Source organism: Micromonospora sp. NBRC 110009 (assembly GCF_030518795.1).
Classification (GTDB): Bacteria; Actinomycetota; Actinomycetes; order Mycobacteriales; family Micromonosporaceae; genus Micromonospora.
The window spans coordinates 3,164,392-3,177,356 of the sequence record NZ_CP130427.1 but is presented as its reverse complement, the minus strand read 5'-3'; the positions used below and the strand labels follow the sequence as shown (position 1 = coordinate 3,177,356).

At 73.9% G+C, this 12,965-nt stretch carries 10 protein-coding genes; 2 read left to right on the top strand and 8 right to left on the bottom strand.

The window, feature by feature from the left end; translation table 11 throughout:
- Positions 1-19: 19 nt before the first annotated feature.
- Together Q2K19_RS15260 and Q2K19_RS15255 are read right to left on the bottom strand one after the other, a co-directional pair.
- Complete coding sequence (locus Q2K19_RS15260; protein WP_302771651.1) at positions 20-931, bottom strand: NUDIX hydrolase; 912 nt, start codon at positions 929-931, stop codon at positions 20-22.
- Between the two features lie 105 nt (positions 932-1,036).
- Positions 1,037-1,984, bottom strand: coding sequence for an NUDIX hydrolase (locus tag Q2K19_RS15255; protein ID WP_302771649.1), 948 nt, complete (start codon positions 1,982-1,984; stop codon positions 1,037-1,039).
- Between the two features lie 144 nt (positions 1,985-2,128).
- Here Q2K19_RS15255 and Q2K19_RS15250 point away from each other — a divergent pair, with 144 nt between their 5' ends.
- On the top strand, positions 2,129-2,497 hold the full coding sequence (locus Q2K19_RS15250) for a PspC domain-containing protein (RefSeq protein ID WP_302771647.1): 369 nt from the start codon (positions 2,129-2,131) through the stop codon (positions 2,495-2,497).
- 7 nt (positions 2,498-2,504) lie between these two features.
- Here the strand turns inward: Q2K19_RS15250 and guaA are convergent, their stop codons facing one another.
- Together guaA and Q2K19_RS15240 are read right to left on the bottom strand one after the other, a co-directional pair.
- Entirely contained in the window at positions 2,505-4,058 is a 1,554-nt protein-coding gene (guaA, locus tag Q2K19_RS15245; RefSeq protein WP_302771646.1) for a glutamine-hydrolyzing GMP synthase, read from the bottom strand.
- A gap of 117 nt (positions 4,059-4,175) precedes the next feature.
- Positions 4,176-5,870, bottom strand: a complete 1,695-nt coding sequence (locus Q2K19_RS15240; RefSeq protein ID WP_302772504.1) for an FAD-dependent oxidoreductase — start codon at positions 5,868-5,870, stop codon at positions 4,176-4,178.
- A 147-nt stretch (positions 5,871-6,017) separates the two neighbouring features.
- On the opposite strand from Q2K19_RS15240, the gene Q2K19_RS15235 reads away from it, so the two are divergent.
- Positions 6,018-7,127: an LCP family protein gene (locus tag Q2K19_RS15235; protein ID WP_302771644.1), complete on the top strand. Its 1,110-nt coding sequence runs from the start codon at positions 6,018-6,020 to the stop codon at positions 7,125-7,127.
- Position 7,128: 1 nt separating this feature from the next.
- Here the strand turns inward: Q2K19_RS15235 and Q2K19_RS15230 are convergent, their stop codons facing one another.
- The 4 genes from Q2K19_RS15230 to guaB all read right to left on the bottom strand — a co-directional run bounded on the left by Q2K19_RS15230 (position 7,129) and on the right by guaB (position 12,853).
- The gene (locus Q2K19_RS15230; RefSeq protein WP_302771643.1) at positions 7,129-8,589 is read right to left on the bottom strand and encodes a M1 family metallopeptidase; all 1,461 of its coding nucleotides are present in this window, start codon (positions 8,587-8,589) and stop codon (positions 7,129-7,131) included.
- 85 nt (positions 8,590-8,674) lie between these two features.
- Positions 8,675-10,066 (bottom strand): M1 family metallopeptidase, encoded by a 1,392-nt coding sequence (locus Q2K19_RS15225; protein ID WP_302771642.1) that lies wholly within the window; start codon positions 10,064-10,066, stop codon positions 8,675-8,677.
- 75 nt (positions 10,067-10,141) lie between these two features.
- Positions 10,142-11,260 carry a GuaB3 family IMP dehydrogenase-related protein gene (locus Q2K19_RS15220; RefSeq protein WP_302771641.1) on the bottom strand — a complete coding sequence of 373 codons (1,119 nt, stop codon included), beginning with the start codon at positions 11,258-11,260 and terminating at the stop codon, positions 10,142-10,144.
- A gap of 30 nt (positions 11,261-11,290) precedes the next feature.
- Positions 11,291-12,853: an IMP dehydrogenase gene (gene guaB / locus Q2K19_RS15215; RefSeq protein WP_302771639.1), complete on the bottom strand. Its 1,563-nt coding sequence runs from the start codon at positions 12,851-12,853 to the stop codon at positions 11,291-11,293.
- Positions 12,854-12,965: the final 112 nt, after the last annotated feature.

Sequence of the window (12,965 nt, the reverse complement as noted above, 5' to 3'; positions counted from 1 at the left end):
CCGGCTCGGCGAGCGGGCGCTACCTGCCCCGCTGTCCGGTTGCCCGGACCGCCACGTCGGTCATCCGCAGGACGCCGACCTGCTCCGGGGCGAACCAGGCGGCCCGCGCCGTGGAACCGCCCGCGAGCTCGGTCACCACCGCGTCGGTGGGGGCGTCGACGCGGACCCGGTAGATCACCCGGACGCCGTGCCAGTCCAGCGGCCGCCCCTCCGGGCCCAGCGCGGCCGGGTTGTGCAGGTTGTCCACGGCCAGCAGGTCGACCACCCGCCCGAGCTGGCCGGCCTCCTCCACCAGCTCGCGGAGCAGCCCGGCCGCCGGCTGCTCTCCGTGGTCGGTGCCACCACCCGGCAGGTGCCACTGCCCGGCCCCCGGGTACCCGTCGGCGATCATGGTGAGCAGCACCCGGTCGGCCGGGTCGGTGACCAGCCCGTACGCGGCGAAGCGCTGGCGGCGGTCGGTCGGCAGCGGCGGGAACGGCTCCCGGGCCCGCCGGACGGCGCTCTCCGGCAGCGGGTCGACGGCCAGGCCGAGCACCTCGGCGGTGAACGGCAGCAGCGGCAGGGTGGGCGCCTCGTCGAGGGCGCACCACCGGGCCAGGTCGGTGGTGTTGTCCGGTCCGTCCCGCAGCGTCCCGCCGGTCGCCACCACGTCGAAGACGATCCGGTCGGTGTGCAGGGCGACGCCGAGGTCGGCGTACCGGGTGACGTCGGCGACCGCGGCGCGCAGCCCGGCCGCCCGGACGGTCAGCCCGGTCTCCTCGGCGAACTCGCGGACCACGGCGCGCTCGGGGTGCTCGGCGTGCTCGAGCCCGCCTCCGGGGAGCTGCCAGACGCCCGGGAAGTCCGCCACCGCGGACCCGCGGACCAACAACACCCGCCCGTGCTCATCCCGGAGGACCCCGTACGCCCCGATCCGCCGCCGTTCCTCCACCGCACACCCCTCGTCATCCCGCTCGCCGCCGCCTCGCTCCCGTCGATCATGAGGTTAGCGGCCAACCTCATGATCAACGGCGGCTGCGGGGTGCTCGGGGGTGGGTCAGATGAGCTGGGCGGCGTGCACGGCTTCGGCGGTCACCTCGGTGAGGCGGTCGGTGGGGAGGGCGCCAAGCTCTTCCCGGCGGAACCAGCGGGCCTCGCAGGTGGAGCCGCCGACGTCGACCACCGTGGGCGGGGCCGGCTGGTCGACGACCACCCGATAGAAGGCGCGTACGCCGTGCCAGTCGATCGGGTAGCCCTCCGGGCCGAGCGAGGCCGCGTCCCGGTGGCTGGCCACCCCGAGCAGCTCGACCAGGCGGCCGGTCTGCCCGGTCTCCTCGACCAGCTCCCGGATCAGCGCGGCGCCCGGCTGCTCCCCGTAGTCGGTGCCCCCGCCGGGCAGGTGCCAGCAGCCGGCGCCCGGGTAGCCGTCGGAGACCCGGGTGAGCAGCACCCGCTCCTCCGGATCCGTCACCACCGCGTACGCGGCGAAGCGCTGCGCCCGGTGCAGCCCGTCGGGGCCGGGGACGGCGTAGAACGACGGGAACTCGGGCACCTCCTCCGGCACGATGTCGCCGGTGGCGGTGGGCAGGCTCAGGGCGCGCGCGGTGAACGAGCGCAGCGGCAGCTCCCGGGCCTCGTCGAGGGTGAACCAGCGGGCCAGGTCGGTCGGCCGGTCGACCCGGTCGCCGAGCGTCCCGCCCCGCACCGAGACCGTGTAGAGCAGGCGGTCGGTGTGGATGGTGATGCCCCGCTCGGGCAGCGCCCGCATGTCGGCGATCACGTCGCGGAGGCCGGACACGGCGACCGAGAGGCCGGTCTCCGCCGCGGTCTCCCGCACGACGGTGTGGTTCGGGTCCTCACCGTGGTCGACCGCCCCGCCGGGCAGCGACCAGGCGCCGGGGGTGCCGGAGCGCTCCGATGCGCGGACCAGCAACACTCGGCCGGCGGAATCAGCACAAACTGCGTATGCCGCGATCCTGCGGAGCGGCTCCAGCGAGGTGGTCACGGGAGGAAATTCTCCCCGGCGCCGGTTACCTCCATCGAAAAGAGTCAGATTCCTGACACTTGGCTGGCACCTCAGGGATCCATCAGGGTAGGAGTCCGGGCGGTCACCGAGGTCGTCGGCCGTGCCGCGCGGGACCGTGGGGACATGACCTACACCAGCACCCCTCATGCCCCGTACAAGCAGCTCCGCCGACCCGTCACCGACCGGATGATCGCCGGGGTGGCCAGCGGCGTCGGACGCTACTTCGCCGTCGACCCCACCCTGGTCCGGGTGGTCTTCGCCGTGGCCACCCTGCTCACCGGCGGGCTCGCCGCGCTGGCGTACCCGATCATGTGGTTCCTGATGCCGGAGGAGCCGGCGGGCGCACCCGCCTGGCCGCACCCGGCGGGCACCGCACCGGGCTGGCCGCCGGTCCCGCCGACCGCGCCACAGCCGACCGCCGGACCGGCGCCGCAGGCCGGACCGACGCCGGAGCCGGCGCCCCGGCCCGCGCCTCAGCCGCCGGCGACCTGAGGCCGGGTCACTCCCACTCGATGGTGCCCGGCGGCTTGCTGGTCACGTCCAGCACCACCCGGTTCACCTCGGCGACCTCGTTGGTGATCCGGGTGGAGATCTTGGCGATCACCTCGTAGGGCAGCCGGGACCAGTCGGCGGTCATCGCGTCCTCGCTGGAGACCGGGCGCAGCACCACGGGATGGCCGTAGGTGCGGAAGTCGCCCTGCACGCCGACGCTGCGCACATCGGCCAGCAGCACCACCGGGAACTGCCAGACGCCCCGGTCCAGCCCGGCGGCGGTGAGCTCCTGCCGGGCGATCAGGTCGGCCTTGCGGAGCACGGCGAGCCGCTCCTCGTCGACCGCGCCGATGATCCGGATGGCCAGGCCCGGGCCCGGGAAAGGGTGCCGCCAGACCATCGCCTCGGGGAGCCCCAGCTCCAGGCCGAGCGCGCGGACCTCATCCTTGAACAGCGTGCGCAGCGGCTCGACGAGGGCGAACTTCAGGTCCTCCGGCAGGCCGCCGACGTTGTGGTGGCTCTTGATGTTGGCGGTGCCGGTGCCGCCGCCGGACTCCACCACGTCCGGGTAGAGGGTGCCCTGGACCAGGAACTCCACGTCGCCGTGCACGGCGATCTCCCGGGCGGCGGCCTCGAAGACCCGGATGAACTCCCGGCCGATGATCTTGCGCTTCTGCTCCGGGTCGGTCACCCCGGCCAGCGCGCCGAGGAACCGCTCCCGGGCGTCGACCACCTTGAGCTTGATGCCGGTGGCCGCCACGTAGTCCTTCTCGACCTGCTCGGCCTCGCCGGCGCGGAGCAGGCCGTGGTCGACGAAGACGCAGGTGAGCTGGTCGCCGACGGCCTTGTGCACCAGCGCCGCGGCGACCGCCGAGTCGACGCCGCCGCTGAGGCCGCAGATGACCTCCTTGTCGCCGACCTGCTCCCGGATCCGGGCCACCTGCTCGTCGATGATGTTCTCGGGCGTCCAGGTCGGCTCGATCCCGGCGATGTCGTGGAGGAAGCGGGCCAGCATCTCCTGGCCGTGCGCGGTGTGCCCCACCTCCGGGTGGAACTGCACGCCGGCCCGGCGGCCGGCCAGGTCCTCGAACGCGGCGACCGGCGCGCCCGCCGACTCGGCGGTGACCGTGAAGCCGGTCGGCGCCTCGGTGACGCAGTCGCCGTGGCTCATCCAGACCGGCAGGTCGTCGGGGAGGTCGCGGAGCAGCACACCGGCCTGCGGGCGGGCGTGCAGCGGGGTGCCGCCGTACTCCCGGTTGCCGGTCTTCGCCACGGTGCCGCCGAGCGCCTGGGCCATCGCCTGGAAGCCGTAGCAGATGCCGAAGACCGGGACGTCGGACTCGAACATGCCGGCGTCGATCTGCGGGGCGCCCGGCGCGTAGACGCTGGACGGGCCGCCGGAGAGGATGATCGCGGCCGGGTTCTTCGCCAGCATCTCGGACACCGGCATGGAATGCGGGACGATCTCCGAGTAGACCTTCGCCTCGCGGACGCGGCGCGCGATGAGCTGGGCGTACTGGGCTCCGAAGTCCACCACGAGGACGGGGCGAGGCGTGCTCATGTGCAGCAAGCCTACCGACAGTCACCGCCGGACCGGGCGCGGGTTGGCGGTGAGCCGACGTGAGCGTGTTAACAGGGGGCCCCTGCGCTACCGGAGGCGTTAAGAAGGGGCCCTTCCTTACCGCAGGGCGGCGGGCGCGTGCGCCGGCACCGCCGGGTCACGGGGCGGGACCGGGTCGAGCCGCCGGTACGCCGCGCCGAGCGGCGGGCGCGGGTCCTCCTCGCCCTTGTTGGGCCAGAACGACATGGCCCGCTCGGCCTGCGCGGTGATGGTCAGCGACGGGTTGACCCCGAGGTTCGCCGAGACCGCCGCGCCGTCCACCACGTGCAGCCCCGGGTGGCCGTAGACCCGGTGGTAGGGGTCGACCACCCCGCGCTCCGGGCTGGCGCCGATCACCGCCCCACCGAGGATGTGCGCGGTCATCGGGATGTTGAACGGCTCGGTGAGCGCCCCGCCGGGCGTCCCGTCGATCTCCTCGGCGAGCAGCCGGGCCGCCTCGTTGCCGGCCGGGATCCAGGTCGGGTTGGAGGCGCCGTGGCCCGGGCCGGAGACCAGCCGGCGGCCGAACAGCCCCCGCCGGAACCGGGTGGTGAGCGAGTTGTCCACCGACTGCATGACCAGGGCGATCACGGTCCGCTCCGACCAGCCGCGGACGGAGAGCATCCGGGCGGCCAGCCCGGGCTGCCGGACGATGCTGCCCAGCCAGCGCCGGGCCCGGCGGGGACCCCCGTCGACCAGCAGCGACTGGAGCAGCCCCATCGCGTTGGAGCCCTTGCCGTAGCGGACCGGCTCGATGTGGGTCTGCGGGTCGGGGTGGAACGAACTGGTGATCGCCACCCCCTGGGTGAAGTCGAGCCCGCGCTGCCGGGCCTGCCGCGGCCCGACCGAGGCGCCGAGGATCGCCTCCGAGTTGGTCCGGGTCAGCTCGCCGAGCCGGGGCGAGAGCCCGGGCAGCGCGCCGGTGGCCCGCATCTCGTGCAGCAGCCGCTGGGTGCCCAGCGCCCCGGCGGCGAAGACCACCTGGTCGGCGTGGACCACCTGGCGGCGCTTGCGCACCCAGGCGCCGGTGCGCGTGGTGTGCACGTCGTAGCCGCCGCCGGCGGCGGGCCGGACCGCGGTCACCGTGGTCAGCGGGTGGACCTGGACGCCCAGCCGCTCGGCCAGCCAGAGGTAGTTCTTGACCAGGGTGTTCTTCGCGCCGTATCGGCAGCCGGTCATGCACGAGCCGCAGTGGTTGCAGCCGGTCCGCTCCGGCCCGACCCCACCGAAGTAGGGGTCGGCGACCCGCTCGCCGGGCCGGCCGATGTGCACTCCCACCGGCGTCGCGTGGAAGGTGTTCGCCACCCCCATCCGCTCGGCCACCGCCCGCATCGCCCGGTCCGCGCCGGTCACGATCGGGTACGTGGTGACCCCGAGCATCCGCTTCGCCTGGTCGTAGTGGCGGGCCAGCTCGTCGCGCCAGTCGGTGATGTCCCGCCACTGCGGGTCGGCGTAGAACGCGTCGAGGGGTTCGTAGAGGGTGTTCGCGTAGACGAGGGATCCGCCGCCCACCCCGGCGCCGGAGAGCACCAGCACCCCGCCGCCGGCCTTCCGGTCGGCCGAGCGCAGCAGGTCGATCCGCTGCAGCCCGTAGCAGCCGAGCTTCGGGGCCCACAGGAAACGCCGGGCCCGCCAGGACGTCTCCGGGAACTCGTCGTCGGCGAAGCGCCGCCCGGCCTCCAGCACGCCGACGGTGTAGCCCTTCTCGGCGAGGCGGAGCGCGGTGACGCTGCCACCGAAGCCGGACCCGATGACGACCACGTCGTACCGCACCATGAACGCATCATTACCGACGAGTAGCTATAGCGCCAGCACGAGTTTTTCGCGGATCATGCAGAGCGCTCGATGGCCCGGGATTCCTGTCACTGCAACCTGTGGCACCCCCTACCGCGTCGAGTCACACGGGGGAAGGAGAAACCCATGACGAGACGACGCTGGCCGCTGGGGCTGGCCGCCCTGGTCGCCGTCCTGCTGGTCGCCGCCGGCGCGGTGGTCACCGCCCGGCTGGTGTCCCGCCCGTCGCCCGCCCCGATCGCCGGCTCCGCCGCACCCACCGGATCGCCCGGCCCGTCGACCCCGACGCCGAGCCCGGCCAGCCCCACCCCGCCGCCGGGCGCCGACCTCACCGGCCCGCTCAACCTGCTGCTCGTCGGCGTCGACACCCGGGTCAGCGTGCCCGGCTGGGAGCCGCACGCCGACGCGGTGCTGGTGCTGCACGTGCCGGCCGGGCTGGGCCGGGCGTACCTCTTCTCCCTCCCCCGCGACCTGGTGGTGGACATCCCCGCCTACCCGAAGTCCGGCTACCCGGGCGGCCGGACCAAGCTCACCCACGCGATGAGCTACGGCAGCCGGGTCCCCGGGGACAAGGCGCACCCCAGCACCGCCCAGGGGTACGAGCTGCTGCGCGCCACCGTCAGCCGGTACACCGGGCTGCGCATCGACGCGGGCGCGGTGATCACCTTCGGCGGCTTCGACAAGCTGGTGGACACCCTCGGTGGGGTGGACCTCTACGTGGACCAGCGGGTCGCCTCGATCCACCGCCGGCCCGACGGGCGCTACCGGGACCGCGCCGGCAGCACGTACACCGGACCGCAGATGGTCTACGAGAAGGGCAACCGCCACCTGACCGGCTGGCAGGCGCTGGACTACGCCCGGCAGCGCTACACCGCCGGCGGTGACTACACCCGGCAGCGCCACCAGCAGCAGCTCATCCGGGCGCTGGCCCGGAAGATCCTGGACCAGGGCCTGGCCCGGGACCCGGACCGGGTCGAGCAGGTGGTGGCCGCGCTCGGCCGGACCCTGGTGTACGTCGGCGGCGGGCGCAAGCTGGTGGACTTCGCGTACGCCCTGAGCGGGGTGCCCGCCGACGGCTTCGTGCTGGTCGGGCTCCCCGGCGGGGCGGTGGGCAGCGGCGGGTCGTACCGGGGCGAACAGCTCCGCCCGGTGGGGCGGCAGTTCCTCGCGGCGCTGCGCGGCGGCACCGCCGACCGGTTCCTCGCCGCCCACCCGTCGCTGCGGGTGAAGACCTGAGTCAGAGCGGCTTCGGCCGGGCCGGCCGCTCGGTCCCGTAGAGCCAGGAGTCGAAGACCTTGCCCAGCTTCTTGCCGGAGACCCGCTCGGCGAGGGCCACGAAGTCGGCGGTGGTGGCGTTGCCGTTCTTCCGCTCCGCCGCCCAGCTCCGCAGGATGGAGAAGAAGTCGGTGTCGCCGACGGCGACCCGCAACGCGTGGACCGTCATCCCGCCCCGCTCGTAGACCGACCGGCCGAACAGGTTCGACACCCCGGGCTTGCCGGGCGGGGTACGCCACACCTGCCCGGGTGCGGTCGTGTACGTCTGGTCGAAGGTGCGCTGCACGGTCGAGGAGCCGGTGTGCTCGGCCCAGAGCCACTCGGCGTAGGTGGCCAGCCCCTCGTTGAGCCAGATGTCCTGCCACTTCGCCAGCGACACGCTGTCGCCGTACCACTGGTGGGCCAGTTCGTGCGCGACCACGCCGGTGTTCTCGCCCTGCCGGAAGAAGCCGGCCGAGTAGACCGGCCGGGTCTGGGTCTCCAGCGCGTACCGGACCCGGTCGTCGGCGACCACCACCCCGCCGTACGCGTCGAACGGATACGGCCCGAAGACGCTCTCCAGGTAGTCGGCGACCTCGATGGTCCGCGCGACGGACCGGTCCGGCGCCCCGGCGGCCACCTTCGTGCTGACCGCGCTGAACACCGGCCGTCCCTTGTGCTCCCCGGTGGTCACCCGGAACTTCCCGATCACCACCGTGGCGAGGTAGCTGGCCATCGGCGCGCCCTCGGACCAGGTCCAGGTGGCCCAGCCACCCCGGACCGTCCGCCCCGTCGGCACCCCGTTGCTGACCGCGGTGAGCTGCTTCGGCACGGTGATCTCGAAGTCGTAGGCGGCCTTGTCGGAGGGGTGGTCGTTGACCGGGAACCAGGTGCTCGCCGACTCCGGCTGGCCGAGCGCGATGGCGCCGTCCGAGGTGTGCAGCCAGCCGCCCTCGCCGAGCACGTCGTTCTTCAGGGCGGCCGGCTCCCCGTCGTACCGGATCTCGGCGACGAAGCCGTTGCCCGAGGTCAGGCCGACCGCCGGGGTGACGACCAGCTCGTCGCCGGTGCGCGCGTGCCGGGCCTTGGCCCCGTCCACCGTCACCGACCGCACCGTCAGCCCGGCCAGGTCGAGGTTGAACGCGGACAGGTTGGTGGTGGCGGTGCCGCGCAGCGTGGTGGTGCCGGCGAGCCGGTCGGTCGCCGGGTCGTAGCGGACCTTGACCGTGTAGTGGGCGACGTCGTACCCGCCGTTGCCGTAGCTCGGGAAGTAGGGGTCGCCCACCCCGGGCGCGCCGGGCGCGAAGCTGCGCGCGGCCGTCGGCGTGGGTGCGCCGGACGTGGTGGCCGCCCGCTCGGCGGCGGGGGCGCCGCAGCCGCTGAGCAGCAGCACGCCGGAGACCAGCAGCCCGAGTCGTCGTCCGCTCCGCCGCGCCAGCGTCATCGCCTCGATCCCTCCCTGGCGGGCGAGCGGACCCACGCGGGCCGCTCCGCCCGCGGCAGCCTACCGACCGACCGTCACGCCCGCATCACGGCAGGGCGGGCGCGGTGGCACCGGCCAGCCAGGCGTCGAAGAGCGGGCGGAGCGGCCGGCCGGCCACCCGCTCGACGTAGCCGACGAAGTCGGCGGTGGTGGCGGTGCCGTTCCGCCGCTCGGCCAGCCAGCCGCGCAGGATCCGGAAGAAGGTCTCGTCGCCGACCGCGCGGCGCAACGCGTGCACGGCGAGCGCACCACGCTGGTAGACCGCGTCGCCGAACATCCCCGCCCGGCCCGGGTCGACCGTCGGCCTGGTCCAGTCGGTCGCCGCGTAGCGCTCGGCGAAGGCCCGCGCGACAGTGGGGCCGCCGTCGTGCTCGTCCCAGAGCCATTCCGCGTACGTGGCGAAGCCCTCGTTGAGCCAGATGTCCCCCCACCGGGCCAGCGACACGCTGTCGCCGAACCACTGGTGGGCCAGCTCGTGCGCGACGACCGTCGGGTTCGGCCGGCCGCCGCGGAAGAAGCCCGGCCCGTAGACCGGGCGGGTCTGGGTCTCCAGCGCATACCGGATCCGGCCGTCGGCGACCACGATCCCGCCGTACGCGTCGAACGGGTACGGCCCGAATCGGCCGGCCAGGAAGTCGGCGATCTCGCCGGTGCGGGCCACCGAGGCGGCCTCCGGCCCGTCCGCGGGCAGCCCGGCGGCGACCGCGGTGACCAGCGGCTTCCCGGCATGGGTGCCGGTCGACACCCGGTAGTTCCCGATCACCAGGGTGGTCAGGTAGCTGGCCATGGGCGCGCCCTCGGCCCAGCGCCAGGTGGTCCAGCCGGCCCGGCTGTCCCGCCCCTTCGGCACCCCGTTGCTCAGCGCGGCGAGCCCGTCCGGCACGGTCACCTCGAGGTCGTAGGTGGCCTTGTCGGAGGGGTGGTCGTTGACCGGGTACCAGGTGCTCGCCGACTCCGGCTGGCCGAGCGCGATCGCGCCGTCCGGGGTGGCGTGGAAGCCACCGTCGCCCAGCTCCCCACTGGGCAGCGACCGCGGCACCCCGCCGTACGCCACCTCGACGGTGAACCGCTTCCCGGCCGGCAGGCCGCGCGCCGGGGTGACCACCAGCTCGTTGCCGTCCCGCCGCTGGGTGGCCGGGGCGCCGTCGACGCGGACCCGGTCGACGGTGAGGCCGGCGAGGTCCAGGTGGAACCGGGACAGCCCGGTGGTGGCGGTGGCCGTGATGGTCGCCTGGCCGGTGAGCCGGTCGTCGGCCGGGTCGTAGCGGACCTTCAGCGCGTAGTGGTCGACGTCGTAGCCGCCGTTGCCGGCCCCGGGCACGTACGGGTCGCCCGCGTCGGCCGCACCGGGACGGAACCGACCGTCGTCCCCCGTGCACCCGGCGGCCAGCAGCGCGACGGCCAGCGCGACCGCCGACCAGCGCCACCCCCGTGTCATCCGCCGAGCCTAGATGCGCGACGGCGCGGGTGGGACGAAATCCCGCACCCGCGCCGTCGCCCGGTCGCCGACGGTTCAGCGGTCGAGCACCAGGCCGACCTTCTGGAACTCCTTGAGGTCGCGGTAGCCGCACTTGGCCATCGCCCGGCGCAGGCCGCCGAAGAGGTTGAGCTGGCCCTCCGGCTCGTCGGCCGGCCCGAAGAGCAGCTTCTCCATCGAGCCGAGCGGCTCGCCGGCCACCTCGAACGCGCCGCGCGGCAGCGACGGGTGGCTCGCCGCCGAGTGCCACCAGGCGCCGCCGGCCGGGGCCTCCTCGCAGAGCGAGAGCGGCTCGCCGAGCATCACCGCGTCGGCACCGCAGCCGAGCGCCTTGGCGATGTCGCCGGAGGTCTGCATGTCGCCGTCGGCGATCAGGTGCACGTACCGGCCGCCGGTCTCGTCCAGGTAGTCGCGGCGGGCCGCGGCGGCGTCGGCGATGGCGGTGGCCATCGGCACCCGGATGCCGAGCACCGACTCGGTGGTCGACCAGTCGTCGCCGCCGATGCCGACGATCACGCCGGCGGCGCCGGTCCGCATCAGGTGCAGCGCGGTCTTGTAGTCGGTGCAGCCGCCGACGATGACGGGCAGGTCCAGGTCGGCGATGAACTCCTTGAGGTTCAGCGGCTCGTCGGTGGTGGAGACGTGCTCGGCGGAGACGATCGTGCCCTGGATGACCAGGATGTCCACGCCGGCGTCGAGGATCACCGGGGCGAGCGCGAGGGTGTGCTGCGGGGACACCCGGACGGCCACCGTGCCGCCGCCGGCCCGCAGCTCGCGGACCCGCTCGGCGATCAGGTCGGGCCGGATCGGCTCCGCGTAGACCTCCTGGAGGCGCTTGGTCGCCCGGGCCTCCTCGTCCAGGCCGGCCAGCTCCTCGAGCACCTTGGTCGGGTTCTCGTAGCGGGTCCAGAGGCCCTCGACGTTGAGCACGCCGAGGCCGCCGAGCTGACCCAGCTTCACCGCGGAGGTGGGGCTCATGGTGGCGTCGGACGGGTGCCCGACGCAGGGGATGCCGAACTGGTACGCGTCGAGCTGCCACGCGGTGGAGACGTCGTCGACGTCCCGGGTGCGACGGCTCGGCACGATGGCGATGTCGTCCAGGTGGTAGCCGCGCTGCGCGGTCTTGCCCAGCCCGATCTCGACCACGTCACGCATGGGGGACTCCAGGTGGTTGGGGGTGGTGGGTCAGCGGGAGTGGTAGTTGGGCGCCTCGACGGTCATCTGGATGTCGTGCGGGTGGCTCTCCTTGAGCCCGGCCGCGGTGATCCGGATGAGCTGGCCGCGCCGGTGCAGCTCGGGGATGCTCTCGGCGCCGACGTACCCCATCGCGGCGCGGAGCCCGCCGATGAGCTGGTGGGCGACCTGGGCGAGCGGGCCGCGGTAGGGCACCTGGCCCTCGACGCCCTCGGGCACCAGCTTGTCCTCGGCGAGCACGTCCTGCTGGAAGTACCGGTCCTTCGAGTACGACTTGCCCTGGCCCCGGGACTGCATCGCGCCGAGCGACCCCATGCCCCGGTACGCCTTGTACTGCTTGCCGTTGATGAAGATCAGCTCGCCCGGGCTCTCCTCGCAGCCGGCCAGCAGGCTGCCGAGCATCACGGCGTCGGCGCCGGCGACCAGGGCCTTGGCGATGTCGCCGGAATACTGGATGCCGCCGTCGCCGATCACCGGCACGCCGGCCGGGCGGGCCGCCCGGGCGGCCTCCATGATCGCGGTGATCTGCGGCACGCCGACCCCGGCGACGATCCGGGTGGTGCAGATGGCGCCCGGGCCGACGCCCACCTTGACGCCGTCCGCGCCCGCGTCGACCAGCGCCTTCGCGCCCGCGTACGTGGCGACGTTGCCGCCGACGATGTCGATGGCGACGTCCTTCTTGAGCCGGGCGACCATCTCCAGCACGGCCCGCTGGTGGCCGTGCGCGGTGTCCACGATCAGCACGTCGACGCCCGCGTCGACCAGGGTGCGGGCCCGCTTGTACGCGTCCTCGCCCACCCCGACCGCGGCGGCGACCCGGAGCCGGCCGGCGGAGTCCTTGGTGGCGTTCGGGTACTGCTCGCTCTTGGTGAAGTCCTTGACGGTGATCAGCCCGCGCAGCTTGCCCGCGTCGTCGACGATCGGCAGCTTCTCCACCTTGTGCTGGCGCAGCAGCGCGAGCGCCTCGTCCTTGCTCACCCCGACCGGGGCGGTGACCAGCGGGGTACGGGTCATGATCTCGCGGACCGGGGTGGCCGGCTCGGAGACGAAGCGCATGTCCCGGTTGGTGACGATGCCGACCAGCTGGCCCTGCCCGTCGATGACGGGGACGCCGGAGATGCGGTAGCGGCCGCAGAGCGCGTCGACCTCCCGCAGGGTGTCGTCCGGGCTGGCGGTCACCGGGTTGGTGATCATGCCGGACTCGGAGCGCTTCACCAGGTCCACCTGGAGCGCCTGGTCCTCCACCGACAGGTTGCGGTGCAGCACGCCGATGCCGCCCTGGCGGGCCATGGCGATCGCCATCCGCGCCTCGGTGACGGTGTCCATCGCGCTGGAGAGCAGCGGGATGTTGAGCTCGATGTTGCGGGTGAGCTTGGTGCGGGTGTTGACCCGGCTGGGCACCACGTCCGACTCGCCCGGCTGGAGGAGCACGTCGTCGAAGGTCAGCCCGAGCGGCACCACCCGCGCCGAGCCGGCGGGCAGCTCGGGCAGGTGACCACCCAGCTCGCCGCCGTCAACGCCGGCCAGAAGTTCGGTGCTGGGCGAATTCTCCACGATTGCTCCCCTGAGCTGTTCGGACGGGCTTCAGCGAGGCGGCGCGCGCGGGCACCGGCGCGCACCGAGGTGACGGCGCGTCGCTTCATCGTACCCATTGAGCTGCGCCGCC

What these genes read in the sequence shown, in the direction of transcription:
- Q2K19_RS15250 (WP_302771647.1), top strand. Translation starts at nt 2,129, where the DNA reads ATGACCTACACCAGCACCCCTCATGCCCCGTACAAGCAGCTCCGCCGA.
- guaA (WP_302771646.1), bottom strand. Translation starts at nt 4,058, where the DNA reads ATGAGCACGCCTCGCCCCGTCCTCGTGGTGGACTTCGGAGCCCAGTAC.
- Q2K19_RS15235 (WP_302771644.1), top strand. Translation starts at nt 6,018, where the DNA reads ATGACGAGACGACGCTGGCCGCTGGGGCTGGCCGCCCTGGTCGCCGTC.
- Q2K19_RS15230 (WP_302771643.1), bottom strand. Translation starts at nt 8,589, where the DNA reads ATGACGCTGGCGCGGCGGAGCGGACGACGACTCGGGCTGCTGGTCTCC.
- Q2K19_RS15225 (WP_302771642.1), bottom strand. Translation starts at nt 10,066, where the DNA reads ATGACACGGGGGTGGCGCTGGTCGGCGGTCGCGCTGGCCGTCGCGCTG.
- Q2K19_RS15220 (WP_302771641.1), bottom strand. Translation starts at nt 11,260, where the DNA reads ATGCGTGACGTGGTCGAGATCGGGCTGGGCAAGACCGCGCAGCGCGGC.